This window comes from Streptomyces sp. 150FB (assembly GCF_000818195.1).
Classification (GTDB): Bacteria; Actinomycetota; Actinomycetes; order Streptomycetales; family Streptomycetaceae; genus Streptomyces.
This window is the reverse complement of record NZ_JTHL01000001.1, coordinates 8159478-8181602: the sequence shown is the minus strand read 5'-3', so window position 1 is coordinate 8181602 and position 22125 is coordinate 8159478. Positions and strand designations below refer to the sequence as shown.

Genomic DNA, 22125 nt, shown 5'->3' with positions numbered 1-22125 from the left:
ACCAACACGGACCCGGCCCACCCCGACCGCCGGCGCCCGAACCGGCACCCAAAAACAAACAGCCCCCAGAGGAGCGCCCACCTCAAGGCGCGCCCACCTCAAGGCGCAAGCGCCGGCACCTCCAACCGAAGCGTCGCGTTCTCCGCGTCCAGGACCGCCGGGATCCCCAGCGGCATCGTCAGCGTCGTCGCGCTGTGCCCGAATCCCAGCTCCTCCACGACCGGTACGCCGAGGCCGCCGAGCCGGTCCAGCAGCACCGCGCGTATCTCCTCGTACGGGCCGCACTCCGCCCAGGAGCCGAGGCCGATGCCGGCGACGCCGTCCAGCCACCCCGAGCGCAGGAGCTGGGTGAGGACCCGGTCGAGGCGGTACGGCTCCTCGCCCGTGTCCTCGATCAGCAGGAGCCCCCCGGCGGCACCCGGGCGCGCGTGCGGCGTGGCCAGGTCGGCGGCGAGCAGGCTGACGCAGCCGCCGAGCGTGACGCCCCTGGCCCGCCCGGGGACCAGCACCCCGGCCGTGTCGAGCCCGAGGGTCATCACCGACTCGGGCTCGAACAGCGTGGCGCGCAGCGACTCCTGAGTCCTGGCGTCCTCGATGAAGGTCATGGCCGCAGCCATCGGACCGTGCAGGGTGGCGAGGCCCAGCCGTACGGCGAAGGCCTCGTGCAGCGCGGTGACATCGCTGTAGCCGACGAAGACCTTCGGGCCCGCGGCCCGCATCGCGTTCCAGTCCAGCAGGTCCACCATGCGCTGCGCGCCGTAGCCGCCGCGCGCGCAGATCACGGCGGACACGGACGGGTCGCACCACGCCTCCTGGAGGTCGCGGGCCCGCTCCTCGTCGGTGCCGGCGAGATGCCCGAGCAGTGGGTGCGTGGCGAGGACATGGGGCCCGACAACCACATCGAGGCCCCAGCCACGCAGGATCCCGGTGCCCGCCGCCAGCCGCTCGGCGGGCAGCGGCCCGCTCGGTGCCACGACCGCGACCCGGGATCCCGCCCGGAGCCGCGCCGCTCGGGTCAACGCCCGCACGCTCACTTCCACAGCCCCACCCTCACTCCCACAGCCCCACCGTCACTCCCACAGTCCCAAACTCACTTCCACAGCCCCACCGTCACTTCCGCAACTCCAACCGAGGAATGTCAGCGCGCTCAACGCCGAACGTCTGCGCGTACAGGGAGAGTTCCGCCTCCAGCGCGCTGATCAGGGTGTCCGCCCTGCGGAAGCCGTGGCCCTCGCCCTCGTACGCGAGGTACGCGTGCGGAACGCCACGCCCTGCCATCCTCTCCAGGAACAGGTCGCACTGAGCGGGCGGGCAGATCACGTCGTCCAGCCCCTGGAGCAGCACGAACGGCGCGGTGACGCCGTCGGAGAGGTTCAGCGGGGACCGCTCGCTGTAACGCTCGGGGACCTCGGCGAGCGGACCGATCAGCGATTCCATGTAGTGCGACTCGAAGTCGTGGGTGCCGTCGCTGGTCCACCCCTGGAGGTCGAGGACCGGGTAGCTGATGGCCCCGCAGGCGTAGACGTCGCTGATCGCGAGGGACGCTGCCGTGGTCCAGCCGCCGGCGCTGCCACCCCGTACGGCGAGCCTGTCGCGGTCGGCCGATCCCTCGTCGGCCAGTGCGACGGCGACGGCCGCGCAGTCCTCGACGTCGACGACACCCCACTGTTCGCGCAGCCGGTTGCGGTACTCCCTGCCGTGGCCCGTCGAGCCGCCGTAGTTGACCTTGGCGACGCCGATGCCGCGCGAGGTGAAGTACGCGGTCTCCAGGTCGAGGATGAGCGGGGTACGGCTGGTGGGGCCGCCGTGCGCCCAGATCACGTACGGCGGCAGCTCGCCGTCGGGCGCGGTGTACCCGGGGTGGTGGGGCGGGTGGATCTGCGCGTGGATCTCGCGGCCGCCGGGTCCCGTGAAGGTACGGAGCAGGGCCTCCGGGTAGTACGCGGGGTCCAGCGGGTCGTGGTGCGCCGAGGCGATCACCCGGGTGTGTCCGGTGACGGTGTCGAGTTCGACGATCTCGGGGCCGGTACGGGGGCTCGCGGCGATGCCGGTCACGCGGGTGCCCTGAACGGTGAGGTCGGAGGCCCATTCGCTCCAGGGGCCCACCGCGTCGACGAGTTCGCCGGTGGCCGGGTCGAGGATGCCCAGCGCGTTGGTCTCGGTGCCGTGGATGACGGCTATCAGTCCGTTCTCCAGCGGGTGGAACCACTGGAGGCCGATCTTCCACAGCGGTCCGCCGAATTCCTCCTCCCGGCCCGCGCACAGGCTGGTCGCGGACAGACTGGTCGCGGTCAACGCACCAGCGTCGGCGGCGACTTCAAGAGCGGCGGCGTCCACCCGGTGAAGCTGCCACCAGTCCGCCCGGTCGGAGACGAAGAGCAGCGAGCCGTCCGGCGCCCAGTCCACCTGGCAGATGGACTCCTCGGGACCGCCGAGCACGGCCCGCACCCCGGTGAAGGGTCCGCCGTCGGCGACCTCGCCGAGCATGACCTCCGTACCGTCCCAGGGCATCCGGGGGTGGTCCCAGGCGATCCAGGCGACCCGGTGCCCGTCCGGTGAGAGCCGGGGTCCGGTGACGAAGTGGTGCCGGTCGTCGGACAGTTCGCGTACCGCCGTACGGTCGTCGGCCGCCGAGCCGTCCAGCGGGACGGCGGCGATGACGCGGCGTACGTCGGTGGGGCGGTCGCCGGTGAACTCCTCCAGCACGCACCAGACCTCGCCGCCGGCCTCGCCGCTGACCTCGCGGCTGTCGAGCCGTACCTGCGGGTCCGCCCAGCGCAGCCCGTCGCCGACCCCGGAGAGCGGGGTGAGCGGGCGGGGTTCGCCGCCGCTGTCCGGCTCGTAGGCGTACAGCCGCTGGTCGGGGAAGTGGACGAAGACGATGAGCGGGCCGCCCTCTGCGCGCTCGGCGCCCGCCCAGGGCACACCGCCGTACTCGATGACACGGCTGCGGACGTTCCACGGGGCCGGCAGCACCGACTCCTCGGTGCCGTCGGCCGCCCTGCGTACCAGCGCGCGCCGTCCCGCCTCGGCGGGGCGCGGCTCGGTCCACCACAACTCGTCGCCGACCGCGCCGAGATGGTCGGGGCGGCCGTCGTGCGAGGCGGCGAGGGCCGCGTCGATCGGTGACGGCCACGTTCCGTATGCGCCGGTGGTCGGCATGAACAACTCCCCTAAGCGGTTTGCAGATAGTGGTCGAGCACCCGGACGCCGAAGTGCAGCGCCTCCACGGGTACCCGCTCGTCGACGCCGTGGAAGAGCGCCTGGTAGTCGAAGCCCGGTGGCAGCTTGAGCGGCGAGAAGCCGTAGCCGGTGATGCCGAGCCGTGAGAACTGCTTGGCGTCGGTGCCGCCGGACATGCAGTACGGCACGACGTGCCCCGCCGGGTCGAAGCGCTCGACCGCAGCGCGCATCTTGGCGTACGTCGGTGAGTCGACGGGCGCCTGGAGCGCGATCTCCCGGTGGTGGAACTCCCACTCGACGTCCGGTCCCGTGAGCCGGTCCAGGGTGTCCCTGAACTCGTCCTCGCCGCCCGGCACCGTCCGCCCGTCGACCATCGCTGTCGCCTGCCCGGGAATGACGTTGACCTTGTAACCGGCTTCCAGGACCGTCGGGTTGGCGCTGTTGCGTACGGTCGGCTCGACCAGCGCGGCGGCGGGTCCGAGCTTGCCGAGCAGGTCGTCGGTGTCGAAGTCCCCGGCCTCGACGTCGACCTCTATCCCGTGCAGCGCGGCGAGTTCGGCCAGGGCGGCCCGTACGGTCGGGGTGAGGCGGACCGGCCACCGGTGGTCGCCGATCCTGGCGATGGCGGCGGCGAGCCTGCTGACGGCGTTGGCGCGGTTCACCTTGGAGCCGTGCCCCGCCTTGCCGTGCGCGGTGAGCTTGAGCCAGCCCGTGCCGCGCTCACCCGCCGCGATCGGGTAGAGCGCCATCCCGGGCCCCGCGTGGAAGGTGAAGGCGCCGGATTCGCTGATGCCCTCCGTACAGCCCTCGAAGAGCTCCGGGTGGTGGTCGGCGAGGAAGCCCGAGCCGTCGACGGCGCTGGCCTCCTCGTCGGCGGTGTAGGCGATCACGATGTCCCTGCGCGGCCGGATCCCGGCGCGTGACCAGGCCCTGACGACCGCCAGCACCATCGCGTCCATGTTCTTCATGTCGATCGCGCCGCGCCCCCACACCACGCCGTCCCTGATCTCCCCGGAGAACGGGTGCACGGTCCAGTCGGCGGGTTCGGCGGGTACCACGTCGAGGTGGCCGTGGACGAGGAGCGCCTCGGCCGAGGGGTCGGTGCCCTCGATCCTGGCCACCACGTTGGTGCGCCCGGGGCTGCGCTCCAGGAGGGTCGGTTCGATCCCGGCCGAGGCGAGCCGCTCGGCGACGTACTCGGCCGCCGGGCGCTCCAGGCAGTCCCCGCTCCCCCGGTTCGTGGTGTCGATACGGATGAGGTCGGAGGTGAAGGACACCACCTCGTCCAGTGCCGCCGGGTCGAGAGCGTCTCTCGGACCGGTGGGCGTCATTCCGGTGGGCGTCATATCAGCCATACTGCTCCTCCACTGCGGACGAGACGATCGTGGTGACCGCCTTGAAGGTGCGAATGCCCTCGTACATCGTCGGACTCGTGTACGCGACGCGCCGTTCGCCGGTGGGGGCCACCCCCGGTACGACGGTGGCCACGGCGGAGAGGTGCTCGGCGTCGAACTCCATCTCCACGGTGAACGGACCGCCGCGCACAGGTTCGTGGCGCCCGGCCAGGGAGGTGGCCTCCTTCGCGGCGGCACGGATGTCGGCGGCTGTACGGGCAGGGGTGCGGCACACCGCCGCGTACCGCGAGACATGGTCCTTGACTGCGACCATTCGGGCGGCCGGCGCGTACCCTTCCGCGTCTTTGCAGGTCAGATCATCGCCGGTGACGAGCACCACGGGAACACCGTACTCGGCGACGACATGCGCGTTCAGCAGGCCCTCGCTCGCCCTGGCGCCGTTGAGCCAGACTCCGGTGAGCGAGTTGGCCAGATAGGTGTGGGCGAGTACGCCTTCCGTGCCCGCGCCCGTGTGGTAGCCGACGAAGGCGATGGCGTCCACGTCGCCGTGCTGCACGCCCTCGACCATGGAGAGCGACTTGTGGCGGCCGGTGAGGAGCTGCGCCCGGTCGTCGAGCTTCTCCAGGAGCAGGTTGCGCATGGTCCAGTGCGCTTCGTTGATGAGGACCTCATCAGCGCCGCCGTCGAAGAAACCGAGCACGGCCGCGTTCACGTCGGAGGTGAAAAGGGAGCGGCAGCGCTCCCACTGCGAGGCGCCCGGAAGGACGTCTGCGGGCCAGGTCACGCCGGTGGCGCCTTCCATGTCCGCGCTGATAAGGATCTTCATGCCGCGTCAGGTTACGCGTCGGCGCACACCCGGGCCAGGGGCTCAGGGGGGCTGCTCCGCCGTACGCGCTCCAGCAGCGCGGCGGGGTCGGGGTCGGCCTGGAGACCGTGCAGCAGCAACAGCCACAGATCGTGCAGACCGCTCTCGATGTGCTCACGCCCGTCCAGCGCGTCCGAGATGGTGTGCAGGCCGAAGAAGGCGGACACGACGCCTCGGGCGGCGACGGCCGGATTCATGGCCGGATTCAGTTCACCCGATTCAGCGGCCTGTTCGAGCAGTTCGGTGACGGTTTCGAACCATCCGACGAACGAGGCGGGCAGCGGGGCATCGATGGCCGCGCGCTCCGCCCAGAGGCGGGCGCCGGCCCGGACGACGGGGTCGTCACGGAATGCCCTCGCCACCTCGAAACTCAGTCCGACCAGCTTTTCGAGTGCGGGACAGTCGGAGTTCATATACGTGCCGATGAGGCCCGGCCAGGTCGCATGGTGCTCCTCCAGGATGGCGAGGGCGAGTCTTTCCTTGTTGACGAAGTGGAAGTAGATGGCCCCACTCGTACGGCCGGACTCCGCGCTGATGTCGCTGATGCTGGTTCCGACATACCCCCGTTCATGGAACAGGCGTGCTGCGGCTTCCAGGAGGTACCTACGTGTCGTTCTCGCCCTTGCCTGCACGTGCACTCCGAGTTCGTTTTCGGCTGATGTCGTCACGCAATGTAGTGCTTTTCGGCGGTGCGGCGGGAGTGCTGACGTGCGGGGCACGGGAAATTGGGATTGTTTTATTTCATGATTGATCTGGTCGGTGAAATCGGCGGCGGAATACGGCCGCTGAGCTGGTCGCGTACGGTCCCCCGCGAGATGGTGCACCGGGCGTCGGTGGCGGAGGTACTCCTCACCGACGTACGGGAGATGGGCGACGGCCGGTTCACGGCCGCCGCGTGCTGGCCCCGGTCCCATCCGACGTTCCCGCGCGGCGGCGCGGATCTGCACAGCCCGCTGATCCTGGTCGAAACTCTGCGCCAACTCGGCATCTACGTACCCCTGCGGTACTTCGGGGTGCCCCCGACGTCGTTCCTCCTCATCAGCGACCTGTTCTTCGAGATCGACACGTCGGCCGAGCCCCGCGCGCCCTTCGGCGCCACCCAGGTCATGTGCCCGCTGCGGGTGAGCGAGGTCCGCCGGGGGCCGGACGGCGCCGTGACCGGCCTGCGCCTCGACATGGAGTTCCAGGCCGAGGGGAAGGCCTTCGCACGGGCCGGCGGGGGCGCACGCTTCCTGGACGCGGTTCGGTACACGTCGCTGCGGGCCGAGCAGGTGCTGGCGGACGTACGGGCCACCCCTGCCGCCTCCGGACGCGACGACGGGCACCGGCCCGACCACCGGACGCTCGGCGTGGCCACCGCGCTCGACGTAGTCGTCGCGCACTGCGTGCGGGGGCAGGACGCGCAGCGCGTACAGGCGCGGGACACGCACGGCGCGAAGGCGCACGGCGGGGGCGGACACGACGCCGACGGGCACGCCGGAGGCGCCGGTGCCGCGCTGCTGGTGAGTCCGGCCGATCCGCGTCATCCGTTTTTCTTCGATCACGCCACCGACCACATTCCCGGGATGGTTCTGCTCGAAGCGGCGCGCCAGGCGGCCGCCCTCCGCAGCGGAGGAACGCTCCTGCGCCCTACCGCCGGACGGCTGAAAGCGGCGCGCTTCACGGAATTCGATCCCCCCGCCCACGTCCAATGCGTTCCACACGCCACGACCTGCGTCTTCCGCATTCTGCAGGGCGGCGAACAAAAGGCTTTCGGGGTACTGCGCTACGCATAGCACGCCCCCTTCACGCTCCGTGCCTCCTTGACTGCGGAAAGTCGTCGTCCATAACGTAGTGATCGTTATGTTTCCGGCTGCGTCCCGGAAACCGCACCTGCCCTATGGCCGGTGACGCATGCCTTCTCCGGCCCGGGCTCTCCTGAACGGAGTAATCGGATGACAGCTTCCCGCGTCCTTTCCTGGACCCCCGCAGCCATTGTTTTCGACTGCGACGGCACCCTGATGGACACCGAACGCCATTGGCAGGACGCACGGAGCAATGTGCTCGGTGCGTACGGCTTCGCACCCGCTCCGGATTTCGCGGAGCGTGCCAAGGGCCTCCACTACACCGAGTGCGGCTGCCTGATGGCCGCCGAGTCGGGCCACCCCGAGCTGGGTGAGGTCATGACGGGCCAACTCCTCGCCGAGTTCCGGGCCCTGGTCGCCGACAACCCGCTGACCATGCCCGGCGCCAGGGCGCTGGTCCAGGACGTGAGCAGGTTCGCGCCGCTGGCCGTCGCGAGCAACTGCCCGGCCGAAGTCGTCGAATCGTGCCTGGAGACCGCCGGTCTCCGCGAGTACTTCGACCATCTCGTGGTCCCGGACGAGACGATCAGACCGAAGCCGCATCCGGACGTCTACCTGACGGCGGCCGGACTCTGCGGGGTCGAACCGTCCGACACCCTGGCGATCGAGGACTCGCTCTGCGGGGTCCAGGCGGCCGTCAGGGCGGGCATGCGCGTCCTCGGCGCCGGTCCGAGGCCCAGTGAGGAGACGGAGGCCCTGACCGACCTCTGGGTCCGCTCGCTGGACGACCCGGAGCTACGGATGTGGGCCTGCGACCGGGTACCCAGCCAGGCCTGAGCGGCCCGCCGTTCCGGGCACCGCGCCTGGCACCGCACCCCGCGCCGTACCCGCCTTCCGTTCCTGCCGGCCTAAGGCTCCGGCAGGAAGCTTCCCAGTGCGGTGACGGTCTCCTCGGCCGAGGAGAACAGCAGGCCGATGCCCACGGCGCCCGGATCGGGCACACCCGAGGCGTGCTCGCCCACATAGCTGGCCCGGCCCCGCCGGGCCCGCAGCGCGGCCGTGCTCCGTACGCCTTCCCAGGAGGCGCGCGCCGCACGGGCCAGGGCCTCCCGCGGGTCGCCGTCCCCGTCGTAGGTGCGCAGCGCCTCGCAGGCCGGCGCCAGGGCGTCGACGAGCGTCTTGTCGCCCGGGGTGGCCTCCCCGACCCGCTGTATCGCCGCAAGGCCGCCATCGGTGCCCACGACCAGTGCGCGCACCGTGAGTTCAGGACCGTCCTGACCGGCGGCCACAGCCATCTCGTGGAGCAGCAGACCGAACAACGGGCCGCTCGTACCGCCGACTTCGTCGAGAAAGGCGGTGGCGGCGGCGCTCAGCGGCCCGGCGGCGCCCGGCGTCTCCGAGGCGCCCGACGCGTCCGAGGCATCCGGCGGCAGGGTGCCCATGGCACGGAGGGTGGCGTCGAGGCCCGCGTTGAGGTTGATGCCGAAGTCGCCGTCGCCGGTGGCCTGGTCCAGCGCCGTCAGCTCGGCCTCGGTCGCGGCCACGGAAGCGGCGAACCGCCGCATCCAGCCGTCGGTGAACGTCCCGTCGAATTGCATGCGGCGTCCTGCCTCTCTAACAGGGCCACGCGGGGGTCCGCGCCGGCGCGTCGTACAGCATGAGCGTCTGCGCGTCCGCCGCCAGCAGCGACAGCGAGAACCCGCGCATGTCCAGTGCGGTGACGAAATCGCCCACCAGCGCCCGTTCCATGGCCACACCACGGGCATCCAGAATCCGGGCCGCCTCATTCGCGACGGCGTACTGCTCCAGCCGGGTCATCGCGCCCAGTCCGTTGACCAGCACGATCACGGAGTCGCCCCGGACGAGGCCGAGTGATCCCAGGAGGGCCTCGGTCATCTCGCCGACCAGCTCCCTGAGCGGCCGCTGCGGCACCGTACGCTCCGCGCGCTCGCCGTGGATGCCGACGCCGTACTCCAGGCTGCCGGACGCCAGCTCGAAGGCCGCTCGGCCCGTCGTGGGTACGGTGTGCGCCGTCGACGCCACGGACAGGCTCCGGCAGCGGGCCACCACGTCGGTGCCCAGGGCCGCCAGATCGCTCAGCCCCATGCCGGTGTCGGCGGCGGCGCCGAGGATCTTCTCCACCAGGACGGTCGCTCCCGTGCCGCGCCGCCCGGCCGCGATGTCGGCGGACTCCGAGGCCAGGTCGTCGTCGATCAGCACCCTGGCGCAGGAGATCCCCTCGTGCACGAGCCGCTCGGACGCGATCCCGAAGTTGATCCGGTCCCCGGTGTAGTTCTTCACCAGGTGGAGCACGCCCTCCTCACGGGCCACGGCGCGCGAGGCCACAAAGATCTGCCGGTTGTGCGGCGAGGCGAAGACCCGCCCGGGGCAGGCCGCGTCCAGCATTCCCTCACCGACGAACCCGATGTGCAGCGGCTCGTGTCCGGAGCCCCCGCCGGACACCAGGCCCACCCGTCTCTCCGGCGAGCTGAGGAGCGCCCGTACGAAATCGTGTTCCACGTCGTGCACGACCAGGTCCGCGTGGACACGCGCGAAACCGGCCAAGGCGTCGGTGACCAGGGAATCCGTTGCGTTCCCGAAGTACAAGGCCATGGCGGCTCCCAGAACCTAAGGACCGCCCCTGGCGGACCACCGGATCGCCATCGTGTGCCACGGCGCGCCGCCCGGCAACTCACGCGGTCCCGGCACTCGACGCATCCCGCCCGGCGTGCGAAGGTCCTCTCCGGGCGCCCCAACGAGCCACCGGGCGCCCCACTGGCGGGTGAACGAGCCCCGCCGGGGCACAAAACGGCACTCCGTGCCACCGCCGGCCGGGTCTTTCACTCGCGTGCCAGCACGAACCATCTGGCCGCCAGGTCGATGCGCGAGCCGTCGTCGAAGTACTCCGTCATGGGCAGGGCGGTGTCGCCGGTCTCCAGGATCCGCAGCCCCGCGGCGCGCAGCAGGGTCGGCACCTCCTCGTCCGTCGCACCGGCCGGCTTGAGACCGTGCTCGAACACGCGCCGGAGCTTGGGCGGCGGGCCGCCCGGGGACTGGGCCGCGCGTTCGAGTGCGGCCTTCGACGCGGGGGTCAGTTCGACCACGAAGGCCCTGCCGCCCGCGCCGAGGAACGCGGCGACGGCGGCGGCCACCGCCGGGCGGTCCTGGGGTTCGCTCTGATGGATGACCGCCCGCATGTAGACATTGGTCTCGCCGGTACGCCGCGCCAGCGCGTCCACCGCCACCGCGTCGACCAGGTCGAGCTGCTCGTACTCGGCGGCCTTCGCCGTGTCGGCGCGGCGCGCGTGTTCGACCGCCGCAGCCGACAGGTCCACCCCGACGGCGCGGGCGAAGCGGGTCGCGAGGTGGCGGGTCTGGGTGCCGCTGCCGCAGCCGAGGTCGATCACCGGCAGCGCGGGATCCGCGTGCGACAGCAGCAGTTCGGCCTGCGGGACCGAGCCGAGGGACGCGTCCGAGTCCCACATCGCCTCGCCCGGCGCGTCCGAGGTCCCCCGCCAGAAGCCTTCCCATGCGTCCCGGTAGTGCGATGACACATCCATACGGCTCTCCCTGAAGTCGGTCCCCTCCGGCCCGCCGTCGGCGGGCCGTGGACGATCGGACTACCGCCGGAAGCGGGCGCCGGGCAAGGGCGCGGCGGCTTCTACCATCCGCTGTTCGAGCCGAAACGTACCTTTCGCGCCAGTGCCTGTTCGAACCAGACGGTCTTGCCCCGAGCCGTCGTGCTGGAGCCCCACTCCCTGGCCAGGCCGCTCACCACCCGCAGGCCGCGCCCGGCCGTGTCGTTCTCGCCGGCGTCCAGCAGCGTCGCGGGCGCCGGCTCGTCGTCGGCGACCTCGCACAGCAGGGCGTCCGTGTCGTCGTCACGGACCAGCCGCAGATCGACGGAGCGGGTACGGCCGTGGCGTACGGCGTTGGTGACCAGTTCGCTGACCATCAGCTCGGCGTTCTCCACCGCTTCCGGCAGGTTCCAGTCGAGCAGCCGCTCCCGCACCAGGCGGCGGGCGCGCGCCACTTCGCGCGGGTCGAGCGCCAGCCGCCATTCGGCGACGTCGCCGGCCGGGATGCCGGCCAGCCTGGCCATCAGCAGGGCCACGTCGTCCTTGCGCCCGCCGCCGCTGTTCAGGGCGCGGATGATGGTGTCGCAGGCGTCGTCCATGGAAGCGGCGGGGTGGGCGGCCGAGGCGCAGAGCGCGGCGAGTCCCTCCCCGATGTCCTGGCCGCGCACCTCGACCAGACCGTCGGTGCACAGCACGAGCCGGTCGCCGGGCGCGACCCGTACGGTCGCCGTCTCGAAGGCGACCTTGCCCACCCCGATGGGCGCACCCGTCGGCAGGTCGAGCAGCTCGCCGCGGCCGTCCTCCGCACGGACGAGTACGGGTGGGATGTGCCCGGCGTTGGCGATCCGCAGTTCGGAGTGGATCGGGTCGTACACCGCGTACAGACAGGTCGCCAGGTACTGCTCACCGAGGCGCTGAGCCAAGTCGTCGAGATTGCGAAGCAGTTGGGCGGGCGACAGCTCCATGGTCGCCATGGTCTGCACGGCCGTACGCAACTGCCCCATCATCGCCGCCGAGTTGAGGCCGTGGCCCATCACATCGCCGACGACGAGCGCGGTGCGCGACCCGGGCAGCTTCACCGCGTCGAACCAGTCGCCGCCGACCCTCCCGAGCCTGGTGCCCGGCAGGTAGCGGGTGGCGATGTCACAGCCGGCCATGCGCGGCGCAACCTGCGGCAGCATGCTGTCCTGGAGCGTCTCGGCGACGTTCTCCTGGTAGGTGTACATGCGGGCGTTGTCGAGTACGAGGCCTGCCCTGGCGGCGAGTTCGGCGCCGGTCGTCCGGTCCATGCCGTCGAACGGCGCCCGCTCGGGACGGCGCATCAGCACCATGAACCCGAGCACCACGTCCCGTGCCTTCAGCGGTACGAGCAGCAGCGAGCGGTTGTTGATGAGCGGCCGCAGGTCGCGTTTCTCGAACTCACCAGAGATCCGGTCGCCGTCCTCCTCGCCGAGGCGGGGGATGAGCACGGGCTCACCGGTGACCATGCACCGGAAGAACGGGGTGTGTTCGGGGAACGAGAGCGCCTCGCCGACCGGCACGGTGTCGTCCCAGCGTCCCGGTTCGTCGTTGTGCTCGACCCACACGCGGTGCCAGACGGTGGTGACGTCCGGCGGCCCTTCGGGGAACCCCTCCCCGGCCAGGACGGCGGCGCGCAGATGCGTACCGGCGAAGTCGGCGAAGCGGGGCACGGCCGCGCTGGTGACCTCGCGGATGGTGCGTGCCAGGTCGAGGGACGAGCCGATACGGCCGCTGACCTCGTTCAGGAACTCCAGCCGCTCGCGCACGGCGGCGTATTCGAGGTCGGCCTCGGGACGCGGCGCCTGCCGCCGCTCCCACGCGGGTCCCTCGGCGGGCCAGGGTTCGCTCCGGGGCCCGGCGATCCGGCGCGGCACGCCCCAGTCCGGGGTGATGGGGACCTGGTCGTGGTGGCTGAACTCCATTACGGGGTAGCCCAGTTCGAGCACCTGGGAGGCGATACGGCCGGCCTCGGCCGGGCTCATGTTCGGCAGGATGTCCGGCAGCCGGGCGGCCAGCGTCTCCGAGCCGGGGAGTTCGGTGTGGGAGGCGAAGCCGGGGGCGATCCGCTCGGTGTCCCGGCGCGCCGACCCAACGCCGGCCGGGTCCCGGTCGGTCAGGTCCCTGTCGGCCGGGTCCCGGTCGGTCAGGTCCCTGTCGGCCGGGTCCAGGAGCCGCGCCGCGTCGGCCGCGAGTACGAGATGGCGCCCGGGGCCGGGTCCGACCAGCGGATACGCCCACCACAGCACGTCGAGCGGAGCGCGGCCTGCCTCGGAGACCCGCGCCCGGCCCGACGTGGGATAGCCGCTGTGCGCGTGCAGTCCAGGGCCCAGTTCGTCGTCGGGGTCGTGCGTCCCGTGCGCCACGCCCTGTTCGCCGGTGGCGAGGCCTCCGGCGACCGGCATGAGATCACTGGCGGGCTGCCCGACGGCCTCTTCCCTTGAATGGCCGAAAAGCCGTCGTGCGCCGGTCGACCAGCGCGCGACCAGGCCATCGCCGTCCACGACGACCACGGCGAGCGGAATCCTGCCCGCCGCGGCGAGATGCCGCGGCGGATCCGGTGGAATACCACTGTCCATGGGTGGAGGGCTCCTTCCCTGCCGCCAGGATCTGCGGCTCGGCCCTCCACGGTACGGCCCTCCATACGCAATGCGCCGGGCAATGAACTAATACGAGTGCGCCCGCGCACCACCCCTTCTTTGACTGAAATTCAGTCAGTCCTCGTGGCCCAGCAGCAGATCGCGTTCGGTGCGCCCGCCGCCCGCCACCTGGAGCACGGTGGCGACCGGCGGATAGCCGGCCGCGATCACGGTGTACTCACCGGAGGAGAGGTCCACGAAGCGGAAGGTGCCGTCGGGACCTGTGGTGAGTGTGTCCACGACGTTGCCTGCGGCGTCGAGCAGCGTGACCCTGGCCTCGTCGACCGGCCTGCCGCCCCCGGCCCTGACGATGCCGCGCAGCACGGCGCCGCCCGCCAGTTCGATGTCCTGCCGGCTCTCGCGCGCCGCCTGCACCGAGACGGGAAGCGCGGCGGGGCGGAAGGCGGGGGCGCTCGCCGCGAGGGTGTACTCCCCCGCCACCAGCTCCTTGATCACGTAGCCGCCCTCGCGCCCGCTGCGGGTGGACGAGACGACCTCGCCGCGTACGTCGGTGAGGGTGACGGCCGCGTCGCGTACGGGGGTGCCGTCAGCGGTGACCACGGTCCCGGCGAGCCGTCCGGCGCCGCCGAGTACCACGTCGAGTTCGACGGGCCGCTCCCCGACGGTGACGGTGACGGCCTGCGGCTGGTGGCCGCCCGCCGCCGCGATCATCACGTACGACCCGGCTCCTGGCACGCTCAGCGCGTACCGCCCGTCCTCAGCGCTGGCGCCGCGCCCGATCTGCCGCCCCTGGACGTCGATCAGGGTGAGGGCGGCGCGGGGCACGGTGCTGCCGTCGTAGTGCTGCACCATGCCGCAGACGGCGACCCCCGAAACGTAGGGAGGCGAGGCGGGAGCCGCGGGCCCGGCGAGGTCCCCCGGGAAGTGTACGGATACGGAGGTCTGGGCCGGGAAGGCTGCGGGAGCCGCCGTGGGCTCGGCGGCCGGGACGTTGTGGGACACCAGTGGTTTCTCCTTGAGAAAGAAGGCGATCAAAAGGCCGAGGACGAGCACCGGCACGAGATAGAGGAAGATCCGCGGCATGGCGTCCGCGTACGCCTGGATGTAGGCGTCCCGCAGTGCGGGCGGCAGGGCGTGGACCATCCCCGGCGTGATGGATTCGGGGCTGGGGAGACCGGCCCCCGCGGGGATACGGTCGGCCAGCGCGTCGGTCAGCCGGCCGGCGAAGACGGTGCCGAAGACGGCGGCGCCGACGCTTCCGCCGATCTGCCGGAAGTAGTTGTTGGCGCTGGTGGCCGTGCCGATGTCGGAGAACGGGACCGAGTTCTGCACGGCGAGGACGAGCACCGACATCACCAGGCCGACACCCACACCGAGCACAGCCTGCGCGAAACCGGTCTCCAGACCCGAGGTGCCGGTCTCCAGCCGGGACAGCAGCCACATCCCCACGGCGGAGACGGCGCTGCCGACCACCGGATAGATCTTGTAGCGTCCGCTGCGGCTGATGAGCTGGCCCGAGATGACCGAAGCGGCCACCACACCGCCCATCATGGGGAGCATCAGCAGACCCGACTCGGTGGCGCTCGCACCGTCGACCATTTGCAGGTACGTCGGCAGATAGCTGGCCGCGCCGAACAGCGCCACCCCGATGACCGCGCCGACCAGGCCTGTGATGTTGAAGACCGAGTCGCGGAACAGCCTTAGCGGGATGATCGGTTCGGCGGCGAAGTGTTCGACGACCAGGAAGAGCAGGGCAGTTCCGACGGCACCGGCGCCGAGTCCGAGGATCTCGCGCGAGCCCCACGCGTACTCCGTACCGCCCCAACTGGTCAGCAGCACCAGGCAGGTGGAGGCGACGGCCAGCAACAGCGCGCCCAGCACGTCGAGTTTGGCGCGGGCGGTCGGCCTCGGGAGTTTGAGCACGACGGCGACAACGGCGAACGTCACCACGCCGAAAGGCACGTTGAAGTAGAAGCACCAGCGCCAGGAGACATGGTCGGTGAAGAAGCCGCCCAGCAACGGCCCCGCCACGGAGGCCAGGCCGAAGGCAGCGCCGATGAGCCCCATGAACCGGCCGCGCTCTCGCGGGGGCACGATGTCGGCGATGATCGCCTGGACGCCGATCATCAGCCCGCCGGCGCCGACGCCCTGGATCGCCCGGAACGCGATGAGTTGGTCCATGGAGCGCGACCAGCCGGCCAGCGCCGATCCGACGGTGAAGACGACGATCGCGAAGAGGAAGACGCCCTTGCGGCCGAAGAGGTCTCCGAGCTTCCCGTAGACCGGCAGACCGATGGTGGACGTCAGCAGATACGCGGTGATGGCCCACGACATCCGGTCCAGGCCGTGCAGTTCACCGACGATCTTCGGCAGAGCCGTGGCCACGATCATCTGGTCGAGCGCCGACAGCAGCAGGGCCAGCATCAGCCCGGTGAAGACCAGCCGCACCCCGCGTGGGCTGAGCGCCTCGGCCGGAGCCGCCGGGCCTCCGGGTGGCGGAGGCCCGGGCGGCTGTCCCACTTCGGCGGGAGCGGGCCCCAAGGCCTGCCCGGCGCCCTTCACCAGAGTGGTCGTCCCGCCCATGTGCTGCTCCCCTCGTCACACTTGCGGCGTCATTCTTCGCATTGGCCGCCAAGCAGGGGCAAGCGGGATTCATGGTGCCGAAGAGGCTTACGACGAGGGGCGGTTGGGGTCTGGAAGCCGGTGGCGGGGCGCTCATCAGGGGCTTTCCCACGGCGCGTCGCGCGAGGGGCGCACGAGCGCGCCATGAGGAAAACCACTCGATACGGTGATCTGCGGGGGCGGCGGCGGACGCGGGTTCAGCGGTCTGGCGGGCTGCCTTCGGAGCCCGGCGGAGCCGGGGGCCCCGGCGGCCCGGTGGGGTCGGTGGGGCCGTGGATCGGGTGGATCCGGTGTCCGTGCCGCCGTCCGCCTCAGCCCGCCGTCCGCCTCAGCCCGCCGTCCGGTCAGCCCTCCGTCGTGCCTTCCGTCTTGCCCTCTGTCCGGGCCGCGAGCTTTTCGAGCACCTGGTCGTGGATACGGGCGAGGCCCTTGGGGGCGAAGGTGCGCTCGAAGAAGCCGCCGATACCGCCCGCGCCGTCCCAGACCGTGGTGACGACCGCCTTCGAACGACCTTCACCCGAAGGAGTGACTGTCCAGGTGGTGACCATCGACGAATTGCGGTCCTTCTCCACGAGCCGGCCGTCGCTCGGCTCCGTCACCTCCAGCAGGCAGTCGCGGACGCGCTTGCTGGTGGCCTGGAGCTTCCAGTGGACGAGGGTGCCCTCGCCGTCGCCCCCCTCGCGTACCTCGTACTCGCTGTACTGCTCGGGGAGGAGGCTCGCGCGGCTGTCCTTGTAGTCGGCCAGCGTATCGAACACCGTCTCCGCGTCCGCCGCGATGATCCGCTCCGTCGTGGCCTCGACCTGCGCCATGGCACTTCCTCCAGCACTCGGTACTTCGGTGGGGTACGGCCAGCCAACCACCCCCGTACTGGAGCACCCAAATCCGGGGTTGCATCGATCATGGGAACAGGTGTTCTATTTGGGAGTCAGTGCTATACGAGGAGGCCCCATGCGCTGGGACAATCTGGTCGAGAACACCTCACCGACCGGAGACATCGCGCTCTTCGGCACGGACGCGGTGACCACACGTACCTTCGACACCCCTGAATTCCGTGGCATCACGTTCCACGAGATCCGCGCCCGTTCGATCGTGAACCGCGTGCCGGGAGCGTCCCGGATGCCGTTCGAATGGACGGTGAATCCCTACCGGGGCTGCACCCATGCGTGCGTCTACTGCTTCGCCCGCAAGACCCACAGTTATCTGGACCTCGACACGGGGCTGGGCTTCGACTCCCAGATCGTCGTCAAGATCAACGCGCCCGAACTGCTGCGCCGCCATCTCGCCTCGCCCCGCTGGGCGGGCGCGCACATCGCGATGGGCACGAACGTCGACTGCTACCAGCGAGCCGAGGGCCGCTACCGGCTGATGCCGGGCATCATCACGGCGCTGACCGAGCGCGCGAACCCGTTCTCCATCCTGACCAAGGGAACGCTGATCCTCCGCGACCTGGAGCTGCTGCGGAAGGCAGCCGAGGTCACCGACGTCGGCGTGTCCGTCTCCGTCGGCTTCACCGACCAGGAGCTGTGGCGGACCGTCGAGCCGGGTACCCCGTCACCCGCGCGCCGCCTCGACGTCGTACGCGCCATGGCGGACAACGGCATCGGGTGCGGGGTGCTGATGGCGCCGGTCATCCCGTTCCTCAGCGACCACCCGGACCAGTTGCGCGCGACCGTACGGGCGATCGCTGCGGCCGGCGCCACGTCGGTGACGCCACTCGTCCTGCATCTGCGGCCGGGCGCCCGCGAATGGTTCATGGCCTGGCTGGGACAGCACCATCCGCATCTGGTGCGGCGCTACGAGCGGCTGTACGCGGACGGCGCCTACGCCCCCAAGTGGTACCAGCGCCGGGTCACCCGGCAGGTGCACGAGCTGGCCGACGAGTTCGGCATCGGCCCGGCGGCGCGGGGTGAGGCCCGCCGTATCCGGCGCGCCGAGACGTCGTCGCCGGAGTCGCCGGACGCCGGTGCTGGCGCCGGTGCCGGCGCTGGCGCTGGGCAGGAGGCGACGCAGCTCACGCTGCTCTGATGCGCGTTGGCCGGGCGCGTTGGCGCGGCGCGTTGGCCGGGCGCGTTGGCGCGGCGCGTCCGTCCTGTATGGCTCAGGCCATCCGTGCCAGCGCCGCCCCGGCCGCCGCCGAGAGCCGTGGGTGGCCGAGAGCCTCCCGCAGCACGGGCACGGCCCGCGCGTCCCGCAGCTCCCCGAGCCCCTCCACGCAGGCCAGCGCGACCCGGGGGTACGGCTCGTCGGGACCGAGCAGCCGCTCCAGTGCCGCGATCAGCGCCGGCGCCGACTCGGCGGCGCGCAGCCGCGTGAGCAGGAGGACGGCGGGCAGCGCGTAGTCCGTGCGCAGCGGATTGGTGGCGAGGGCCGCTGCGGCCCGCGCCGTACGGGGATCGTCCAGGCGGCTCAGGGCGTACGAGGCGCTGACGCCGCGCTCCGGGTCGCGGTGGTTGAGCAGCAGCACCAGCGTCTCGAAGGCCCGCCCGTCGCCCGCGCAGCCGAGCCGGAACGCCGCGATCTCTCGTGCCCACAGCGGCTGTTCGGGCGCGACCAGGACCCCGGCCAGCTCTTCGTGGTCCTCGGTGGCGATGAGCCGCTCGTACCCGGCGCGGCCGCCGGACTCCTGACGCAGCCGGTCGGCGAGCGAGCGGAAGTCCTCATCCATGGCGGTCAGGGTATCCGTGATCCGGCCCACACTCCGCACCCCCTGGTGCGCTCATTACCCGTCGGTTAACCTCAAACGAGCGGATGAACTCCGTGACTCCGGAGACTCCGTGACTCCGTGACCTTCGACGGCCTGGTGACGCAGCCGCCGCGTGTGCTGTCGGTTCAGCACCAGGGTCAGCATCCGTGTCAGCACCTGGTCCTGCCTCGCGGACCGTGGGACATGACACCGCGTAACACCGCGTGGCTCCGGGACAGAGCCCGCGCCTGCTCCTCACTTACGCGCGCGCCCGCCCTCTCTCCCTCGTCGTCACTCTTTCCTCTGGAGTCCCGTGATGGACAACTCGCTCTTCCTTCCGACCGTCGCCGTCGTCGGGCTCGGCACGATGGGCACCGGTATCGCCGAGATCCTCGCCCGCGCCGGCCGGGAGGTCATCGGCATCGACATCAGCGACGGGGCGGCGGCCCGTGCCGTCGCCGCGCTCGAAGCGTCCACCGGGCGCGCGGTCGGGCGTGGCCGGCTCACGGAGGAGGAACGGCGGAGCGTCCTCGCTCGCTTCCGTACGTTCTCCGATCTGGGCGCGGCCGCCGAAGCGGGGCTCGTCATCGAGGTCGTGCCCGAGTCGTACGAGACGAAGGAGCGGGTCCTGCGCGCACTCGACAGGGTCGTCGCCCCGACGGCGATCCTCGCGACCGGCACCAACGCACTGTCGGTGACCCGGCTCGCGGCCGGCTCCGCGCACCCCGAACGCGTCCTCGGTCTGCACTTCTTCAACCCCGCGCCGGCGATGAAACTGGTCGAGGTCGTCTCCTCCGTGCTGACAGCGCCGCGCGCCGTGGCCGCCGTCACCGCCCTGGCGCGCGAACTGGGCAAGGAGCCCGTCGCCGTGGGCGACCGCCCCGGATTCCTCGCCGACGGGCTGCTGTTCGGCTATCTCAACCGGGCGGCGGCGATGTACGAGGCCGGATACGCGTCCCGCGAGGACATCGACGCGGCGATGCGGCTGGGCTGCGGGCTGCCGATGGGACCGCTCGCGCTGCTCGACCTGATCGGCGTCGACACCGCGCGTACGGTGCTGGAGGCTTTGTACGACGCCTCGCGCGACCGGCTGCACGCGCCGGCGCCGATCCTCGGACAGCTCGGCGGGGCCGGGCTCACCGGCCGCAAGGCGGGGCGGGGTTTCTACACGTACGAGTCGCCGGCCGGCGCTGCCGTGGTGCCGGACGCGCTCACCGCGCGCGCCACCCGAGCGCTCCCGGCCGGCAGGCCGGTGCGCACGGTCGGGATCGCGGGGTCCGGCACGATGGCGGCCGGGATCGCGGAAGTCTTCGCCCGAGCGGGCGCGGGAGCGAGTGTCGGAGCGGGAGCGAGTGCCGGAGCGGGAGCGAGTGCCGGAGCGGGTGCCGGAGCGGGGTACGACGTGGTGCTCGCCGCCCGTACCCCGCGGAAGGCTGAGGCCGCCGTCGCCCGGGTCGCCGCGTCCCTCGACCGGTCCGTCGGGAGAGGCAGGCTGACGGCTGAGGCGGCGGCGGGCGCGCTGGCGCGGATCGTCCCGGCCGGCTCGCTGGACGCGTTCGCCGAGGTGGACCTCGTGGTCGAGGCCGTGACGGAGGAGCTGGAGACCAAGCGGCGGCTGTTCGCGACGCTCGACAAGGTCTGCAAGCCGGGCGCGGTGCTCGCCACCACGACGTCCTCGCTGCCGGTGATCGCCTGCGCCCGCGCGACCTCTCGCCCCGCGGACGTCGTGGGGCTGCACTTCTTCAACCCGGCCCCGGCGATGAAACTGGTCGAGGTGGTCCGTACGGTGCTGACCGCCGACGACGTCCACGCCACCGCGCGCGAGGTGACAGCGGCGATCCGCAAGCATCCGGTGGACTGCGGGGACCGGGCGGGTTTCATCGTCAACGCGCTGCTCTTCCCGTACCTCAACAGCGCCGTGAAAATGGTGCAGGAGCACTATGCGACGCCCGACGACATCGACACGGCGATGAGGCTCGGCGGCGGCTATCCCATGGGACCGTTCGAACTCCTCGACGTGGTCGGTCTCGACGTGTCGCTCGCCATCGAACAGGCCCTGCACCGGGAGTTCCGCGACCCGGGACTGGCCCCGGCGGCGCTGCTCGAACACCTGGTGGCCGCCGGCTGTCTCGGCCGCAAGACGGGTCGCGGGTTCCGTGAACACGCCAGGCGGTGAGGGCGGTCAGGGGGCACCCGCCGGCGTGGGAACGTGCGCCTTCGGAGGGCCTGTCGAGCGCCCCCGAAGGCGCACGTTCCCGCGCCGATGAGTTACGTTCATCTCATGTCCCAGCCCGCCAAATCGTCCCGTACGAACCCCAGGTCCGACGCTCCTGAGAGTGCGGCCGGCACGCGCGCCGCCGCCCAGCGGCTGAAGATGCGCCGCGAGTTGGCGGCGGCCGCGATGGAGCTGTTCGCGGCCAAGGGGTACGAGGCGACGACCGTCGACGAGATCGCGGCGCGGGCCGGGGTCGCACGGAGGACCTTCTTCCGGCACTTCCGGTCCAAGGAAGAGGCGATCTTCCCGGACCACGACGACACGCTCGTACGGGCGGAGGCCGTGCTCAACGCGGCACCGGCGCACGAACATCCGCTGGACACGGTCTGCCGGGGCATCAAGGAAGTCATGCGGATGTACGCGGCCTCCCCCGCCGTCTCCGTGGAGCGCTATCGCCTCACCCGCGAGGTGCCCACGCTGCGGGAGCGCGAGATCGCCTCGGTGGCCCGCTACGAGCGGCTGTTCACCCGCTATCTGCTGGGCCACTTCGACGAGCGCGACCACACCGACGGCAACGACGACCCGCTGCTCGCTGAGGTGGCGGCCTCCGCCGTCGTCACCGCGCACAACCATGTGCTGCGACGCTGGCTGCGGGCCGGTGGCCAGGGTGACGTGGAGGGCCGGTTGGACCATGCCTTCGAGATCGTCCGCGAGACCTTCGGCCCGGGCATCGGCGCGGGCGCGACGGTGGGCGGCAAACCGGAACGTGCGGCGGCCACCACCGTGCGGGCGGGGGGCGATGTGCTGGTGACGGTGGCGCATACGGATGCGCCGCTGGAGGAGGTTATGCGGACGATCAAGCGGGCGTTGAGGGGCGCTTGACGCTTGGTTTTTAGGCTCTGTGGGTGCCGGGTGTTTGGGGTGCGGGTTCGGGCGCCGGCGGTCGGGGTGGGCCGGGTCCGTGTTGGTGAGGGTCGGGCCGCCCCTTTCTCTTGATTTTCGCGGTTCCGGGATGGGTGTCAAGGGCGCTCCTGCGTCGCGTCGGCTGCGCCGATTCCGCTGCGCTCCACCCTTGACACCCACCCCTCCACCGCAAGTGCAGATGAGGGGGCCCGGCCCCAGGGGGGAGACTCCCCGGGGATGCTCGCTTGGACTGCCGCTTTGCTCCCGGCTGCCACTTGCTTGCCCTGCGGGGCGCTTGTCTGCTCTGCCGCTCCGG

Annotated in this window: 17 protein-coding genes; 5 read left to right on the top strand and 12 right to left on the bottom strand. The window is 71.4% G+C overall.

All coding sequences use genetic code 11. From position 1 onward, the window contains the following. Window positions 1-98: 98 nt before the first annotated feature. The 5 genes from QR77_RS35100 to QR77_RS35080 all read right to left on the bottom strand — a co-directional run bounded on the left by QR77_RS35100 (window position 99) and on the right by QR77_RS35080 (window position 6035). Window positions 99-1034, bottom strand: a complete 936-nt coding sequence (locus QR77_RS35100) for an LD-carboxypeptidase (RefSeq protein ID WP_040029197.1) — start codon at window positions 1032-1034, stop codon at window positions 99-101. Between the two features lie 76 nt (window positions 1035-1110). Next, window positions 1111-3162, bottom strand: coding sequence for a prolyl oligopeptidase family serine peptidase (locus QR77_RS35095; RefSeq protein WP_040026043.1), 2052 nt, complete (start codon window positions 3160-3162; stop codon window positions 1111-1113). An 11-nt stretch (window positions 3163-3173) separates the two neighbouring features. After that, window positions 3174-4529, bottom strand: coding sequence for a M20/M25/M40 family metallo-hydrolase (locus tag QR77_RS35090; RefSeq protein ID WP_236711202.1), 1356 nt, complete (start codon window positions 4527-4529; stop codon window positions 3174-3176). Between the two features lies 1 nt (window position 4530). Next, window positions 4531-5364, bottom strand: a complete 834-nt coding sequence (locus QR77_RS35085) for a M55 family metallopeptidase (RefSeq protein ID WP_040026041.1) — start codon at window positions 5362-5364, stop codon at window positions 4531-4533. Between the two features lie 11 nt (window positions 5365-5375). Continuing rightward, window positions 5376-6035 (bottom strand): ScbR family autoregulator-binding transcription factor, encoded by a 660-nt coding sequence (locus QR77_RS35080; RefSeq protein WP_040029196.1) that lies wholly within the window; start codon window positions 6033-6035, stop codon window positions 5376-5378. 111 nt (window positions 6036-6146) lie between these two features. Between QR77_RS35080 and QR77_RS49490 the strand changes: the two genes are divergently transcribed. Together QR77_RS49490 and QR77_RS35070 are read left to right on the top strand one after the other, a co-directional pair. Then, window positions 6147-7178 (top strand): AfsA-related hotdog domain-containing protein, encoded by a 1032-nt coding sequence (locus QR77_RS49490; protein ID WP_063798116.1) that lies wholly within the window; start codon window positions 6147-6149, stop codon window positions 7176-7178. A 159-nt stretch (window positions 7179-7337) separates the two neighbouring features. Beyond that, the gene (locus QR77_RS35070; RefSeq protein ID WP_040026040.1) at window positions 7338-8024 is read left to right on the top strand and encodes an HAD family phosphatase; all 687 of its coding nucleotides are present in this window, start codon (window positions 7338-7340) and stop codon (window positions 8022-8024) included. A 71-nt stretch (window positions 8025-8095) separates the two neighbouring features. Here the strand turns inward: QR77_RS35070 and QR77_RS35065 are convergent, their stop codons facing one another. The 6 genes from QR77_RS35065 to QR77_RS35040 all read right to left on the bottom strand — a co-directional run bounded on the left by QR77_RS35065 (window position 8096) and on the right by QR77_RS35040 (window position 16817). Further along, window positions 8096-8785 (bottom strand): DAK2 domain-containing protein, encoded by a 690-nt coding sequence (locus tag QR77_RS35065; protein WP_040026039.1) that lies wholly within the window; start codon window positions 8783-8785, stop codon window positions 8096-8098. A gap of 16 nt (window positions 8786-8801) precedes the next feature. Then, window positions 8802-9800 (bottom strand): dihydroxyacetone kinase subunit DhaK, encoded by a 999-nt coding sequence (locus QR77_RS35060; RefSeq protein ID WP_040026038.1) that lies wholly within the window; start codon window positions 9798-9800, stop codon window positions 8802-8804. Between the two features lie 227 nt (window positions 9801-10027). Next, a complete protein-coding gene (locus QR77_RS35055; RefSeq protein WP_040026037.1) occupies window positions 10028-10747 on the bottom strand; it encodes a class I SAM-dependent methyltransferase in 720 nt (239 codons plus the stop codon). A 101-nt stretch (window positions 10748-10848) separates the two neighbouring features. Further along, the gene (locus QR77_RS35050; protein ID WP_040026036.1) at window positions 10849-13362 is read right to left on the bottom strand and encodes a SpoIIE family protein phosphatase; all 2514 of its coding nucleotides are present in this window, start codon (window positions 13360-13362) and stop codon (window positions 10849-10851) included. Between the two features lie 135 nt (window positions 13363-13497). Then, on the bottom strand, window positions 13498-15966 hold the full coding sequence (locus QR77_RS35045; RefSeq protein WP_078877540.1) for an MFS transporter: 2469 nt from the start codon (window positions 15964-15966) through the stop codon (window positions 13498-13500). Window positions 15967-16349: 383 nt separating this feature from the next. Continuing rightward, entirely contained in the window at window positions 16350-16817 is a 468-nt protein-coding gene (locus QR77_RS35040) for an SRPBCC family protein (RefSeq protein ID WP_040026035.1), read from the bottom strand. 139 nt (window positions 16818-16956) lie between these two features. Between QR77_RS35040 and QR77_RS35035 the strand changes: the two genes are divergently transcribed. After that, entirely contained in the window at window positions 16957-18033 is a 1077-nt protein-coding gene (locus QR77_RS35035; protein WP_040026034.1) for an Rv2578c family radical SAM protein, read from the top strand. 73 nt (window positions 18034-18106) lie between these two features. Here the strand turns inward: QR77_RS35035 and QR77_RS35030 are convergent, their stop codons facing one another. Continuing rightward, window positions 18107-18673, bottom strand: coding sequence for an adenylosuccinate lyase (locus tag QR77_RS35030; protein ID WP_040029193.1), 567 nt, complete (start codon window positions 18671-18673; stop codon window positions 18107-18109). A 334-nt stretch (window positions 18674-19007) separates the two neighbouring features. Here QR77_RS35030 and QR77_RS35025 point away from each other — a divergent pair, with 334 nt between their 5' ends. Beyond that, window positions 19008-20867, top strand: a complete 1860-nt coding sequence (locus tag QR77_RS35025) for a 3-hydroxyacyl-CoA dehydrogenase (RefSeq protein WP_040026033.1) — start codon at window positions 19008-19010, stop codon at window positions 20865-20867. Between the two features lie 105 nt (window positions 20868-20972). Continuing rightward, on the top strand, window positions 20973-21788 hold the full coding sequence (locus QR77_RS35020; protein WP_201778849.1) for a TetR family transcriptional regulator: 816 nt from the start codon (window positions 20973-20975) through the stop codon (window positions 21786-21788). Window positions 21789-22125: the final 337 nt, after the last annotated feature.